The 11,861-nt window shown below is 69.1% G+C and carries 13 protein-coding genes; 11 read left to right on the forward strand and 2 right to left on the reverse strand.

The window, feature by feature from the left end; translation table 11 throughout:
* Positions 1-498 precede the first annotated feature (498 nt).
* Together G4D85_RS33700 and rtcA are read left to right on the forward strand one after the other, a co-directional pair.
* Positions 499-891 (forward strand): hypothetical protein, encoded by a 393-nt coding sequence (locus G4D85_RS33700; RefSeq protein ID WP_164018171.1) that lies wholly within the window; start codon positions 499-501, stop codon positions 889-891.
* Positions 892-951: 60 nt separating this feature from the next.
* On the forward strand, positions 952-2,028 hold the full coding sequence (gene rtcA, locus G4D85_RS33705; RefSeq protein ID WP_164018172.1) for an RNA 3'-terminal phosphate cyclase: 1,077 nt from the start codon (positions 952-954) through the stop codon (positions 2,026-2,028).
* A 24-nt stretch (positions 2,029-2,052) separates the two neighbouring features.
* On the opposite strand, the gene G4D85_RS33710 is transcribed toward rtcA, so the two are convergent.
* The gene (locus G4D85_RS33710) at positions 2,053-2,397 is read right to left on the reverse strand and encodes a hypothetical protein (protein WP_164018173.1); all 345 of its coding nucleotides are present in this window, start codon (positions 2,395-2,397) and stop codon (positions 2,053-2,055) included.
* A 103-nt stretch (positions 2,398-2,500) separates the two neighbouring features.
* Between G4D85_RS33710 and sppA the strand changes: the two genes are divergently transcribed.
* The gene (gene sppA, locus G4D85_RS33715) at positions 2,501-4,273 is read left to right on the forward strand and encodes a signal peptide peptidase SppA (protein WP_164018174.1); all 1,773 of its coding nucleotides are present in this window, start codon (positions 2,501-2,503) and stop codon (positions 4,271-4,273) included.
* A gap of 21 nt (positions 4,274-4,294) precedes the next feature.
* On the opposite strand, the gene G4D85_RS33720 is transcribed toward sppA, so the two are convergent.
* The gene (locus tag G4D85_RS33720; RefSeq protein ID WP_164018175.1) at positions 4,295-5,221 is read right to left on the reverse strand and encodes a hypothetical protein; all 927 of its coding nucleotides are present in this window, start codon (positions 5,219-5,221) and stop codon (positions 4,295-4,297) included.
* 649 nt (positions 5,222-5,870) lie between these two features.
* On the opposite strand from G4D85_RS33720, the gene G4D85_RS33725 reads away from it, so the two are divergent.
* The 8 genes from G4D85_RS33725 (at position 5,871) to G4D85_RS33760 (ending at position 11,842) form a co-directional block, all read left to right on the forward strand.
* A complete protein-coding gene (locus G4D85_RS33725) occupies positions 5,871-6,473 on the forward strand; it encodes a hypothetical protein (RefSeq protein WP_205525824.1) in 603 nt (200 codons plus the stop codon).
* Positions 6,474-6,557: 84 nt separating this feature from the next.
* Positions 6,558-7,160: a hypothetical protein gene (locus tag G4D85_RS33730; protein ID WP_164018177.1), complete on the forward strand. Its 603-nt coding sequence runs from the start codon at positions 6,558-6,560 to the stop codon at positions 7,158-7,160.
* A 208-nt stretch (positions 7,161-7,368) separates the two neighbouring features.
* Positions 7,369-8,454, forward strand: coding sequence for an Mrp/NBP35 family ATP-binding protein (locus tag G4D85_RS33735; RefSeq protein ID WP_164018178.1), 1,086 nt, complete (start codon positions 7,369-7,371; stop codon positions 8,452-8,454).
* An 18-nt stretch (positions 8,455-8,472) separates the two neighbouring features.
* Positions 8,473-8,970 (forward strand): hypothetical protein, encoded by a 498-nt coding sequence (locus tag G4D85_RS33740; RefSeq protein WP_164018179.1) that lies wholly within the window; start codon positions 8,473-8,475, stop codon positions 8,968-8,970.
* A gap of 2 nt (positions 8,971-8,972) precedes the next feature.
* Positions 8,973-9,413, forward strand: coding sequence for a hypothetical protein (locus G4D85_RS33745; RefSeq protein WP_164018180.1), 441 nt, complete (start codon positions 8,973-8,975; stop codon positions 9,411-9,413).
* Between the two features lie 70 nt (positions 9,414-9,483).
* The gene (locus G4D85_RS33750; protein WP_164018181.1) at positions 9,484-10,332 is read left to right on the forward strand and encodes a 3-hydroxyacyl-CoA dehydrogenase family protein; all 849 of its coding nucleotides are present in this window, start codon (positions 9,484-9,486) and stop codon (positions 10,330-10,332) included.
* Positions 10,333-10,368: 36 nt separating this feature from the next.
* Complete coding sequence (locus G4D85_RS33755; RefSeq protein WP_164018182.1) at positions 10,369-11,145, forward strand: enoyl-CoA hydratase-related protein; 777 nt, start codon at positions 10,369-10,371, stop codon at positions 11,143-11,145.
* 1 nt (position 11,146) lies between these two features.
* Positions 11,147-11,842 (forward strand): hypothetical protein, encoded by a 696-nt coding sequence (locus G4D85_RS33760; protein WP_240359651.1) that lies wholly within the window; start codon positions 11,147-11,149, stop codon positions 11,840-11,842.
* Positions 11,843-11,861 lie beyond the last annotated feature (19 nt).

Raw genomic sequence — 11,861 nt, forward strand, 5'->3', positions numbered from 1 at the left:
GCCAGGCTGGAGGCGAGGAGTCCTCCAGCCTGTCGCCCGCTGTGCTCAGATACGCCCCTCGAAGATTCCGGCCCCGTACTGGTTCCCCCAAACCCAGGTGCAGCGAGGGATCATCATGCGGCAAGCAAGACTGCGCTCGTGGTCAATTGGGCTGGCGGTGGTTCTGCCGCTACTCATGGCAAGCCAGGGACGGGCGCAGCCTGTAATGGAACGCCAAGTTGGAGTGGCCGAACCCGCGATTGGACGAGCGCGAGGAACCGGGGAGCCGTGGGGGCTTCCCTCGGAGGTTCCTGGACTCGCGGGCAAAGGGGGAAAGCAGAACTTCGAGAACGAGTTCGTGAGGAACGCACAGAAGCAATCGGATCCCTGTGCATGGTTGGCCGAGAAATACCGCGGTGCCACCAGCTCGCAGGAGCAGATGAAGATTCAATTGGCACAGAAGGTCTTGGACTGCCGGAACAAGCTGAAGCGCAAGAACTCGTGAGGCGGTGAACCCGTATGCCCTGGTATGCCGCGAGCGTGATCCAGTACGTCGAGCTGATCAACGAGCCCCAAGAAGAGTACTCCGTCTGGGAGAACGTATATCTCTTCCACGCGGTAGACTTGGCCTCGGCGAAGACGATGGCGGAGACGCACGGGCGCGAAGCGAGTGCTGCCTCCAGTGACGGCTTCACCGTGGACGCCAAGCCCGCCCGGCTCGTCTTCGGTGGCGTGCGCAAGCTTCTCTCCTGCGCACCCAGCCCTTTCCCTTTTCGGCCGGGCGGCTCCTCGGACGTCGAGGAGATCACGAGCGGTGTGGAAGCGACGTACTCGTCCTTCACGGTGGCCAGTAAGACGGACCTGGATGCGCTGATTAACGGCGCTCCCGTACGCGTACTGTACGAGGAGTGACCTCCCGCCCGTTCCTGTTACGCTGCACCCGCCACGCGGTGACACCTGGACGTGAGGGACATGACCGGCACGGAGGGGCCCGCGAGCGGCCCGGTGGAGCTCGATGGGAGCGACGGCGAGGGAGGAGGGCAGATCCTCCGCTCGGCGCTGTCGCTGTCGCTCATCACCGGCCGGCCCTTCCACATCACCCGGCTGCGCGAGAAGCGAGACCCGCCCGGCCTCCGTCCCCAGCACCTGGCCTGCGTGCGCGGCGCTGAAGACCTGAGCGGAGGCTCCAGCGAGGGCGCGGCCGTGGGCGCCTCGGAGCTCACCTTCACCCCTGGCTCCGTGCGCGCGCGTGACTACCTGGTGGAGGTGGGCACCGCCGGCAGCACGCCGCTGCTGTTCCAGTGCCTCGTCTACCCGCTGGCCCTGGCCGGCGGAGGGCTGCTCACCCTGCGCGGCGGCACGCACCTGCCGCACAGCCCCAGCTTCCACTACCTCGCCAACGTCTGGCAGCCGGTGGCCCGCGCCTATGGCCTGCCCGTGCAGCTCACGATGCCGCATGCCGGCTTCTACCCGGAGGGCGCGGGGGAGATCGTCGCCGACGTGGGCCCCCCGCAGGAGCCGCCACTCCTGGTGGAGCTGCCCGCGCGAGGCATGCTGCGCGAGGTGCGCGTGTCCTCTTTCACCGGGGGGCTGCCCTTCACCATCGCCGAGCGCCAGTCCCGCGCCGCCGTGGCCGCCCTGCGCGAGCGCGGCATCCTCGCCGAGGCGGAGAACCGGCCGCTGCCCGTCACCCGCTCGGTGGGCACCGTCACCTTCGTGCTCGCGCAGTTCGAGCACACCATCGCCGGCTTCACCGCGCTGGGGGAGCGGGGCCGCCCCGCCGAGGAGGTGGGGCGCGAGGCCGCCGTGGCCCTGACGGACTTCATGGAGACCGGGGGCGCCCTGGACGAGCACCTCGCCGATCAGATCCTCTTGCCCGCCGCGCTGCTGGCCGCCGGACGCCTGGGGCCGGCCACGCCGGGCACCACGCGCTTCACGGCGGCGCGCATCACCGACCACCTCACCACCCACGCACGCGTCGTGGAGCGCTTCCTCCCCGTTCGCGTCAGTGTGGACGCGAGCGGTGCGGTGGAGGTTCGCCCGGCCTGACGGGTGACGCCGGGCTCAGGCCTCTCAGGCCTCTTCTTCTTCGCCCCGGTTGGCGCCGATGGCGTTGGAGCCGGAGATCTCCTTCGTCGTGTTCCGGTAGGCCCGGAGCGCGAAGGGCACGGCCCCCACGAAGACGATGCCCACCAGGCCAATGGCCATCCAGGGGATGGGCTTCTGCTTCACCTGGATGTCCTTGCCATAGTTGTTGAGGTTGTTGCCCATGGCGCGCTGCTTGGCGGCCTCCCGCTCCTCGGCGGTCTGCTCGCGAGGGGCCTGGAAATCCTGGACCTGGCGCCGGGGCTGGGCCAGCGCGGCACCGCCCGACAGCAGGGCGAGGACGAGAACGAGCTGGGAGAGGGCGTATCGCATGGGCGCGAAGGCTAACACGAGCGAACGGGACTGCTGAACAGGGCTTGCACCAACGGAGGCCGTCCGTTACGGCCGGAACGCCCACATTTCCCCCCTGGATGCCATGCTGAGACTGCCCTTCGTGGCCCTCATCAACCTCTTCATCCTCCTGCGGAGCCTGTTGGGGCTGCCGTTCCGGCTCCTCGCCTCGCGCCACCGGCCGGCCTATGTGCGCTTCCGGCTGACGGGGGATCCTCCCTACCGGGAGCGGCGCGCGCCCCGGCTCCAGCTCGGGGGCACCCGTCCGGAGCCGGCCACCGTCACCTCCGTGGAGCGCTTCCAGGACGCGCTGCGGCTGCTGGCGAAGGATGTCCGGCTCAAGGGCATTCTCCTGGAGATTGAGGGACTTGCGGTGCCTCCCGCCAAGCGCGACGCGCTGCTGGCGGTGCTGGCGGAGTTCCGGGCGACGGGCAAGCGGGTGGTCGCCTGGGCGGTGAGCGTGGACACGGACGCGTACCCCGTCCTGGGCGCGGCGGACGAGGTGCTCCTGGCGCCCATGGGCCGGGTGGAGCTGACGGGCTACGCCGCGGAGTCCACCGCCCTGGGGGAGGCCCTGTCGCGCGTGGGCATCCAGGCCCACTTCGTGCGGCGGGGCGACTACAAGACGGCGCCGGAGCTGTTCACCCACCCGGCCGTGTCCGACATCCAGCGGCGCACGGTGGAGTCCTTCCTGGACGAGCGCTACGCGGACCTCGTGGAGTCCGTGTCCCGGGGACGCCGGAAGACGCCGGAGGAGGTGCGCGCCCTCATCGACCAGGGGCCCTTCAGCGCCCAGCGGGCCGTGGCGGCCGGGCTGGCGGATGCGCTGGTCAGCGAGGCGGACCTGCCGACACACCTGGGCCTGGCGAAGACCGGAGTAGGGGACGAGGACGAGGCCGAGCTGGAGTCCCTGTCCTCGTACCTGGCGACGGTGCCCTTCCCGCCGCGGCGCTGGCGGGCGGTGCGACGGAAGACGCGGCTGGCGCTGGTGCCCATCTCAGGAATCATCGCGCCCGGACAGGCCGGGGGCGGTGGAGGACGGCTGGCCACGTCCGGCACGGTGGTGAAGGCCCTGCGCGCGGCGGGGCGGGACAGGCGCGCGAAGGCGGTGGTGCTCTACATCAACAGCCCTGGCGGCGCGGCGCTGGCCTCGGAGCAGATGCTGGAGGCGGTGCAGCGGGTGGCGCGCAAGAAGCCCGTCATCGCCTTCATGGACCGCGTGTGCGCCAGCGCCGGGTACATGGTGGCGGTGGGGGCGAAGGAGATCTGGTCCGCGCCGCACGCCGTGGTCGGCTCCATCGGCGTGTTCTCCGGGAAGTTCGAGGCCTCCGCGCTGCTGGAGCGGCTGGGCATCCACCGCACCCTCCTGGCCCGAGGGGAGAACGCGGCCTACTTCTCCAACTCCCGCGGCTTCACGCCGCACGAGCGCGCCGCGATGGAGGCGGACGTGGAGGAGACCTACCAGGCCTTCCTGGCCCACGTGGCGAAGGGGCGAGGCCGGACGCCGGAGGAGATCCACACGCTGGCGGAGGGCCGGGTGTACTCGGGCATGAGGGCGAAGGCGCTGGGGCTGGTGGACCACGTCGGAGGCTTCGAGGCGGCGTGCCGGCAGGCGCTGGAGCTGGCGAAGGTGCCGGCGGACCGGTTCGAGATCACGACCTATGGCGGGCCGAAGCAGAAGTTCTCCCTGCTGAAGCTGCTGATGGGCGCGGCGCAGGCCCGGACGTATGCGCTGTGCCCCACGGCGTGGAGCCTGGGGGCGCGGTGGGGCACGGAGCGGTTCGACGCGCCGGGCCCCTGGTGGGACGGGCTCACCGGGCTGATGGAGGAGCTGAAGGCGGCGCGCGGCGAGGAGTGAGAACGTCGCTTCGACGGGCGCTCAGGGAAGCTGGAGGCGCTCGGCGAGGACGTAGATGGGCCCCGGCACCTGGCTCAGCACCGTAGAGGTGAATTGGGTGTAGTGCCCGATGCTGCTGGGGGTGGGCTCAAGAAGGGGATGGTCCAGCTCCAGCTCCACGCGATAGGTCCCAGGAGCGACGAATCCAGAGAAGGTCCACCCCTCACTTTCCGAAGTGCTGTCACCACACCGGAGTTGCACCCGTGTGCTGATACCGGCTTCATCGATGAACACCACGTTGGGAGGCACATACGTCGAGCCGGTCGGATTTCCCCGCCGGACAACAACGTGCCCGCATTCATCGAACGGACTCATCGGCTGCCCATTCCGCGTGAGGGTGCCGGAGACCTCGACCAGACCTTGCTGGACGAAGGCCCTGGTCCCCGTGGGCTTCCGGGCTTCGGGCAGGCCCTGCTTCTGGAAGAACTCGGACCCATGACCCACGTCGATGACCAGGTCCTTCCGGTCCTCCCACGCGAGGAGCCGCGTGTGCCAGTCGTAGTCGTGGCGCTCGCGTTCCGTGGACAGCCGGTCAGGCTGAAACGTCACGGCATAGGCGCCCGGGGGAACCCAGCCCTGGAACGTCCAGCCCTGCCCGGACTCGCATCCGACGTTCACGTAGTACCGCGTGTCCCCGTTCCGCAGCTCCAGGAAGGAATTGGAGACAAGCTCTCCGGCATACGGCGGCGTCACATGGGAGCAGTTGGTGTCCTGGATGGGCGCTCCCTCTCGCAAGAGGGTTCCCGCGACCTCGACGGCCTTCACGTCCAGTACCAGTGCCTGGGGTGAGCCTCCCGTGCACGTGTTCCCCTCCGTGCACGCATAACCCGTGGGGCATTCCGGCACGCAGCCCGCGGGGGCGCCGCTGTCGCCATCGCAGCCCGTCAACGCCAGGACCGCCGCCGCCATCAGGCTCGCACTGCTTCGAAAACCACCTCTCATTACTCTCTCTCCACGACACGGAGCTGCCTGGACGGCATCGCACCCATGTCTCCCCCGGCCCTGGGCCGCATCTTATACGCCACAGCGTGATGGGGGCGTATCTTCGTAGAGCCCTGAGCACCGGGCCGAGCACCCAATGACGTCATTCAGCAGAGCACCGAGCGAGCCGTTGCGCCAACCTCTCAGGATTCCTGGAGGCTGGGTCGTTGAACACAATGAGCTCAGGCAGCTCGAACCGGCGGTGTTGGCTGAGGACTCCCGGTTCTGGAGCTATCTTACGGAGGATCTCCTGCAGCTGCGCAACGCGAGGCGCGACGTGCTGGTCGACGCCGGGTGGTACCCGGATGGAGATCCAGGGGGAGGATTCCGAGCAGTTTTGCTCCAAGGGCAGGACTGGGAGAACCCACTTCAAGTCTGCAACACCCGCAGTCTCTCCGACCTGGTTGTCCAGATTGAGGAGTGGCTGGCCCGTCCTCAGCCATGAGGCCATCGTCTCGCCGGACCTCCTTGGGCCCGCGCCCGTTGCTATCGTGACTGGGCGCATGTGCGGCTTGGCGACAGTGGGGTTGCAACGAACTACTACAGCGACGAAGTGTAGTGTCGGGACGAAATGGCCATGCTGACCCTCCTGCTCGTTCTGATGATTTCGGAAGTCCCCGCCCGGCCGCCTCTTGAGCAGATGGAGCTCGAGGAGATCCTGTCCTGCGCGGGTGACGCCGCGAAGTGCGAGGCCTCGGACTGGGACCTGGCGCGCGAGTTGGCGCGTCGCTACGACTCCGCGGTCCTTGCAGCGCGTTTCCCTCGCGCATCCGGTGCTCAGCGCAGGGTGCTGACGTTCGCCCTCTACGCGGGGCCGTCGAGTCCGACGGTGACAAGCTTCATGAAGAAGCTGTGGGGAGACCGGGACGAGGAGATTGCGTATTACGCGCTCAACCAAGGCGCCAAACAGTGTGACCGGGATGCCCTCGCCAGGCTGGTCGCGCCTCCGTATCGCGTCCGGGCGGCCTGCGAACAATGGGCGGTCACCGTGTCCCTGGTCGGTCAATGTCACTACGTGCCCGGTGGCGCCTTTCTCCTGACCTCCCTTGACCATGCGTGTCTCAATGTCGTCCAGGCCGCGGAGACAGGGTTGCGGGCGCTCTACCCGGATGCCCCCCTCTTCGAGTCGCCGAAGGATGAAATTGAGTACTTCAGGAAGAAGGTGCGGCAGGGGCGCTGACTGTCGGACGTGATGACGAGGAGGACACGCAGGCCCGGCGAACCGTTCGGGTCTCCGCGTCTCTGGTGCTACCCTCCGCGCGCCATGAAGCGCACTGTCCTCCTCAGCCTCTGCCTGCTGGCCCCCGCCTGCGCCACCACCCCGCGTGAGCCCGTGTCCGTCGCCGAGGCCTATGCCCGGGCCCTGGACGAGGGGCGCCTCCAGGAGGCCTACGCCCTCACCAACGGAGGCCCCGAGGGCGAGGTCGCCTTCCTGGACCGCTACTCCGACGAGGCCACCCGCCGCGAGCGCGCCGCCGCCGTCCGGGCAGGAACCGCCGTGCTGGAGGCCCGTGCCCCCTCGGTCACCCTGGCGAACACGGAGCAGGGCTGGCGCGTCGTGGAGTCCCGGCCCGCGGACGTACCCCGGGCCAGCCTCTCGCGGTTCCTGGACACGGTAGAGGCCCGCGACTGGCAGAAAGCCTGGAGCCAGCTCGCCGCTCCGCTGCGCGCCCGCTACACCCCCGAGCGTCTGCGCGAGGACTTCGAGCGCGAGCCCCTCGCGAAGGAGCGCCTGCGCCGGGCCCGGCTTGCCCTCAATGCCAATGTGCGCGTCGGCGCGGGCGAGGCCCTCTTCCCCCTGGGCGGGGACCGGGCCGTGGTCCTCGTGCTGGAGGACGGCGAGTACCGTGTCTCGGCCCTCGAGTGACGCGGCGGGCGCCCGATCACCTGGCCCTCCAGCCACGCTGATGGCCTCCTTCAGCCGGCCAGCCTTCCTCTTCCCAGGAACGCTCCGCCAGGGTGCACCCGAGGTCCCGCCGCGTTAAACGACGTTGACAGCCCCCGGGGGGCTGGCAGATTCCGCGCCCGTTGGCGGCCCCCAACCGCCCGTTTTCCAAAAGGTTTCAGGTGTTCAGATGAGCGTTTCCGAGGCGGCCGTCCTCGCGGCGATGTCGAAGGTCATGGACCCCGAGCTCCATGTGGACCTCGTGAAGGCGGGGATGGTGAAGGACATCCGCGTCGCCGGGGACTCGGTGAAGCTGAAGATCGAGCTCACCACGCCCGCCTGCCCGATGAAGGCGAAGATCCAGTCGGACGCCGAGGCCGCCCTCAAGACGGTGCCCGGCCTGAAGACCTTCGACATCGAGTGGGGCGCCCAGGTGCGCGCGGCCGGCGGCGGCATGCCCGGCGGCGGGCTGCTCCCCAAGGTGAAGAACGTCATCCTCGTCGGCGCCGGAAAGGGCGGGGTGGGCAAGAGCACCGTCGCCCTGAACCTCGCCGCCGCCCTGGCCATGCACGGCGCCAAGGTGGGCCTGCTGGACGCGGACTTCTACGGCCCCTCCGTGCCGCTGATGACGGGCCTCTCGGACAAGAAGCCCGTGAGCCCGGATGGCAAGTCGCTGGATCCGCTCCTCGCGCACGGCCTCAAGGTCATGTCCATTGGCTTCCTCGTGGAGGCGGACCAGGCGCTCATCTGGCGCGGTCCCATGCTCCACGGCGCGCTGATGCAGCTGGTGCGCGACGTGAACTGGGGCGAGCTGGACTACCTCGTCCTGGACCTGCCCCCGGGCACCGGCGACGTGGCCCTGTCCCTGTCCCAGTCCATCCGCGCCGCGGGCGCGGTGCTGGTGACGACGCCGCAGGACGTGGCGCTGGCGGACGTGGTGCGCGCCAAGCAGATGTTCGACAAGGTGCACATCCCCGTGCTGGGCATCGTCGAGAACATGAGCCAGTTCGTGTGCCCGAACTGCTCGCACGTCACCCCCATCTTCAACCACGGTGGCGGCCGCAAGGCGGCGGAGATGTTCGGCATCCCATTCCTGGGTGAAATCCCCCTGGACCTGAAGGTGCGCGTGTCCGGAGACTCGGGCGTGCCGGTGGTGTTGGGCGAGAAGGACAGCCTGGAGGCCAAGGCCTTCATGGAAGTCGCCCGAAACGTGGCGGGCCGGGTGTCCACGCAGAGCCAGAAGAGCGTCCCCCTACCGGTGGTGCAGGCCCGATAACTTCCCAGGAGACGCACCATGGCCTCGGCCGGCAACGACGACTTCCCGCCCGACCCGCTGCTCGACGACGACGACAGGCAGGGCCGGCCCACCGGCCCCGCGGGCTTCGTGCCGGAGTTCGTGCGCCGCATGGCCGTGGCCGGCCTCGGTGCCCTCTTCATGACGGAGGAGGGCATCCGCAACCTCGCCGGCCAGCTCAAGCTGCCCAAGGAGGCCATGGGCTTCATCCTCGGTCAGGCTGAGAAGACCAAGGATGAGATCACCGGCGCCATCACCGACGAGCTCCGCCGCTTCCTCCAGTCGGAGAAGCTGCGCGACGAGTTCCTCAAGCTGATGTCCGGCATGACGGTGGAGGTCAAGGCGCAGATCCGCCTCGTGCCCTCGGACAAGGTCGAGAAGGGCGCCGAGCCCGAGCCCACGGGTGAGCCGAAGGAGAAGAAGGGCGGCTCACCCCGCGTGGTCATCTCCGAGCTCAACGCGCGCCGGCCCGGCTCCAAACGAACGAAGAAGGAGTAACAGTGGCAGAAACGCCTCCTCCCGCCACGCCGCCGGCCCCCGCTCCCGAGCAACGCGGGTGGCGCAAGCACCCGCTGGCGAGGCGGCTGCCCCTGCTGCTGCTCGTGGCCTTCGGCTTCTGGCTGTGGCGCACGACAGAAACCCCCGAGCGCGAGCTGCGGCTCCAGTTCGACGGGCCCGGGTGGAGCGCGGCGCGCGCGCTGGACTTCCAGGTGCTGGAACCGGACAGCGAGCAGATCGTCAAGCGGGCGGAGCGTTTCTATCCCTCGGGCCCTCCGCCGGAGGAGACGTTCGGCCTGGACCTGCCCGAGGGCACCTGGCGCGTGCGGCTCTTCGTGAAGGTGGAAGGGCACGAGCGCCGCCTGAAGCTGGAGCAGTCGCTGGAGGTGGACGAGCAACGCTACATCGTTCGCCAGCTCCAGATGCCGCCCACCGGTCGTTGACCGTCCCGGGAGCGTGGGCTAAGGGCGCCCCCACGTCGTTCTCATACCGACCGAGGGGTACGCGAAGACCATGGCAACGGAGCACATCGTCGTCGTCGGGGCTGGGCAGATGGGCGCGGGCATCGCGCAGGTGGCGCTTCAGGCAGGCCTGCGCGTCACCCTGGCGGACGTCTCCAAGGAGGGCCTCGCCAAGGGCGCGGACCGCATCCGCGGCGGCCTGAAGAAGCTGGTGGAGAAGGGCAAGCTGGACGAGGCGAAGCGCGCCGCCGCCGAGGCCAACCTCGCCACCCTCACCAACGTCACCGAGGCGAAGGACGTCGACTTCGCCGTCGAGGCCGTGACGGAGAACGAGGACCTCAAGCGCCGCATCTTCCAGGACCTGGACAGCGTCGTCCGTCCGGGCGGCATCCTCGCCACCAACACCTCGTCCATTCCGATTACCCGCATCGCCGCGTCCACGAAGCGCCCCGAGTCCGTCATCGGCATGCACTTCATGAACCCGGTGCCGGTGATGCAGCTGGTGGAGCTCATCCGCGGCGCCGCCACGTCCGACGAGACGTACGCCACCACGCGCGCCCTGGCCGAGAAGATGGGCAAGACGACGGTGGTGTCCAAGGACTACCCGGGCTTCATCGTCAACCGCATCCTCATCCCCATGCTCAACGAGGCCTGCTTCGCGCTGATGGAGGGCCTGGGCACGGTGGAGGACATCGACACCGCGATGAAGCTGGGCACCAACCAGCCCATGGGCCCGCTGCAGCTCGCGGACTTCATCGGCCTGGACACCGTGCTCTACATCGCCGAGGTGCTCCACAAGGGCCTGGGCGACTCCAAGTACCGCCCGTGCCCGCTGCTGCGGCAGTACGTGGACGCCGGCTGGTACGGCAAGAAGAGCGGCCGCGGCTTCTACAAGTACTGAGCCTTTCCACCCGAGTCCATTCAAGGAGCCTCGCACATGGCCTACGAGAACATCCGGCTGGAGAGGGACGGCGCGGTCGCCACCCTCTTCATCGACCGTCCCAAGGCGCTCAACGCCCTCAACAGCAAGACGCTGCAGGAGATGGAGGCGGCGCTCCACACCCTCGGCGAGGACGTGCGCGTGCTCATCGTCACCGGCGGGGGCGAGAAGGCCTTCGTCGCCGGCGCGGACATCGCGGAGATGGCCGCGCTGAGCGAGCCCCAGGCGCAGGAGTTCGGCGCCCTGGGCCACCGCGTCTTCGCCATGCTGGAAGCGCTGCCCATTCCCACCATCGCCGCCGTCAACGGCTTCGCGCTGGGCGGCGGGTGCGAGCTGGCCCTGGCCTGCGACTTCATCTACGCGTCGGAGAAGGCCAAGCTCGGCCTGCCCGAGGTGGGCCTGGGCGTCATCCCCGGCTTCGGTGGCACCCAGCGCCTCACGCGCGCGGTGGGCCGCGCCCGCGCCAAGGAGCTCATCTTCACCGGCGAGCGCATCGACGCCGCCAAGGCGAAGGAGATCGGCCTGGTGCTGGAGGTGCTCCCCGCCGAGGGGCTGATGCAGCACTGCCGCGACGTGGCCGCGAAGCTGCTCAAGAACGGGCCGCTCGCCATCGCCAAGGCCAAGCAGGTCATCGAGGCCGGCGCGGACCAGGACCTGCGCGCCGCCAACGAGTTGGAGCGCCGCGCCTTCGGCGAGCTGTTCGGCTCGGCGGACCAGCGCGAGGGCATGAAGGCCTTCCTGGAGAAGCGCACCGCTGCCTTCACCGGCAAGTGACGTGCGGCGCGCGCTCGCGGCCGGGGGACTGCTGACCTGCCTCCTGGCCGCGACGCCCGCTCGCGCCGCGGAAGGAGACGCGGACGGCCGTGCCCCGGCGCTCGTCTCCTGGAAGCGAACGCTGTGCCTCTACACCGGCTGCTTCCTGGAGCCTCTCGTCCCCGACGTCCGCTACGAGTGGGGACCGGGCCCACGCGAGCACTGGCTGCTGTCCTGGCCCATCCACCCGTGGGCCCTGCCTCCGCTGGACGTGCCCGGGCCCACGCTGATCCTCTCGCCGTTCGTGGAGCCCCAACTCCGTCTGAAGCCGTCGGTCTTCCGGCTGCTCGCCGGTGCACGGGTGTCCGCCTTCCCGGACACGCTGCGCTTCGGCGTGCTCGCCGAGGGAGCTGGACTGTGGGGCGAGGACGGCTCGGGCGGAATGGCGGGCGTCGGGCTGACGTACGATCTCATCGAGCGCCACCGGCACACCGTGCCATGGACCCTGTCTGTGATTCTCCGACGGAGCTGGACGGGGGAGGGCAACCGGACGGACGTCAGCTTCGACGTCACCGTGCCGCTCAACATGTTCTTCGGTTCCCCCTTGGATTCCGGGGAATCAACCAGTCGGTCGTCCTCTAATCGGAGCACCAACCCGCGCTTGCGACCGGGACACACCTCTTCGGTGTTTGCGAGGAGCACCCTACATATTATGTAGGCCCCCTTCTTTCTCTAAT

Origin of the sequence: Pyxidicoccus trucidator (assembly GCF_010894435.1) — a bacterium.
GTDB lineage: Bacteria > Myxococcota > Myxococcia > Myxococcales > Myxococcaceae > Myxococcus > Myxococcus trucidator.

Bases quoted from the DNA above. Each gene is read 5' to 3' on its own strand.
- G4D85_RS33700 (WP_164018171.1), top strand. From the start codon at position 499: ATGCCCTGGTATGCCGCGAGCGTGATCCAGTACGTCGAGCTGATCAAC.
- rtcA (WP_164018172.1), top strand. From the start codon at position 952: ATGACCGGCACGGAGGGGCCCGCGAGCGGCCCGGTGGAGCTCGATGGG.
- G4D85_RS33710 (WP_164018173.1), bottom strand. From the start codon at position 2,397: ATGCGATACGCCCTCTCCCAGCTCGTTCTCGTCCTCGCCCTGCTGTCG.
- sppA (WP_164018174.1), top strand. From the start codon at position 2,501: ATGCTGAGACTGCCCTTCGTGGCCCTCATCAACCTCTTCATCCTCCTG.
- G4D85_RS33720 (WP_164018175.1), bottom strand. From the start codon at position 5,221: ATGGCGGCGGCGGTCCTGGCGTTGACGGGCTGCGATGGCGACAGCGGC.
- G4D85_RS33725 (WP_205525824.1), top strand. From the start codon at position 5,871: ATGCTGACCCTCCTGCTCGTTCTGATGATTTCGGAAGTCCCCGCCCGG.
- G4D85_RS33730 (WP_164018177.1), top strand. From the start codon at position 6,558: ATGAAGCGCACTGTCCTCCTCAGCCTCTGCCTGCTGGCCCCCGCCTGC.
- G4D85_RS33735 (WP_164018178.1), top strand. From the start codon at position 7,369: ATGAGCGTTTCCGAGGCGGCCGTCCTCGCGGCGATGTCGAAGGTCATG.
- G4D85_RS33740 (WP_164018179.1), top strand. From the start codon at position 8,473: ATGGCCTCGGCCGGCAACGACGACTTCCCGCCCGACCCGCTGCTCGAC.
- G4D85_RS33750 (WP_164018181.1), top strand. From the start codon at position 9,484: ATGGCAACGGAGCACATCGTCGTCGTCGGGGCTGGGCAGATGGGCGCG.
- G4D85_RS33755 (WP_164018182.1), top strand. From the start codon at position 10,369: ATGGCCTACGAGAACATCCGGCTGGAGAGGGACGGCGCGGTCGCCACC.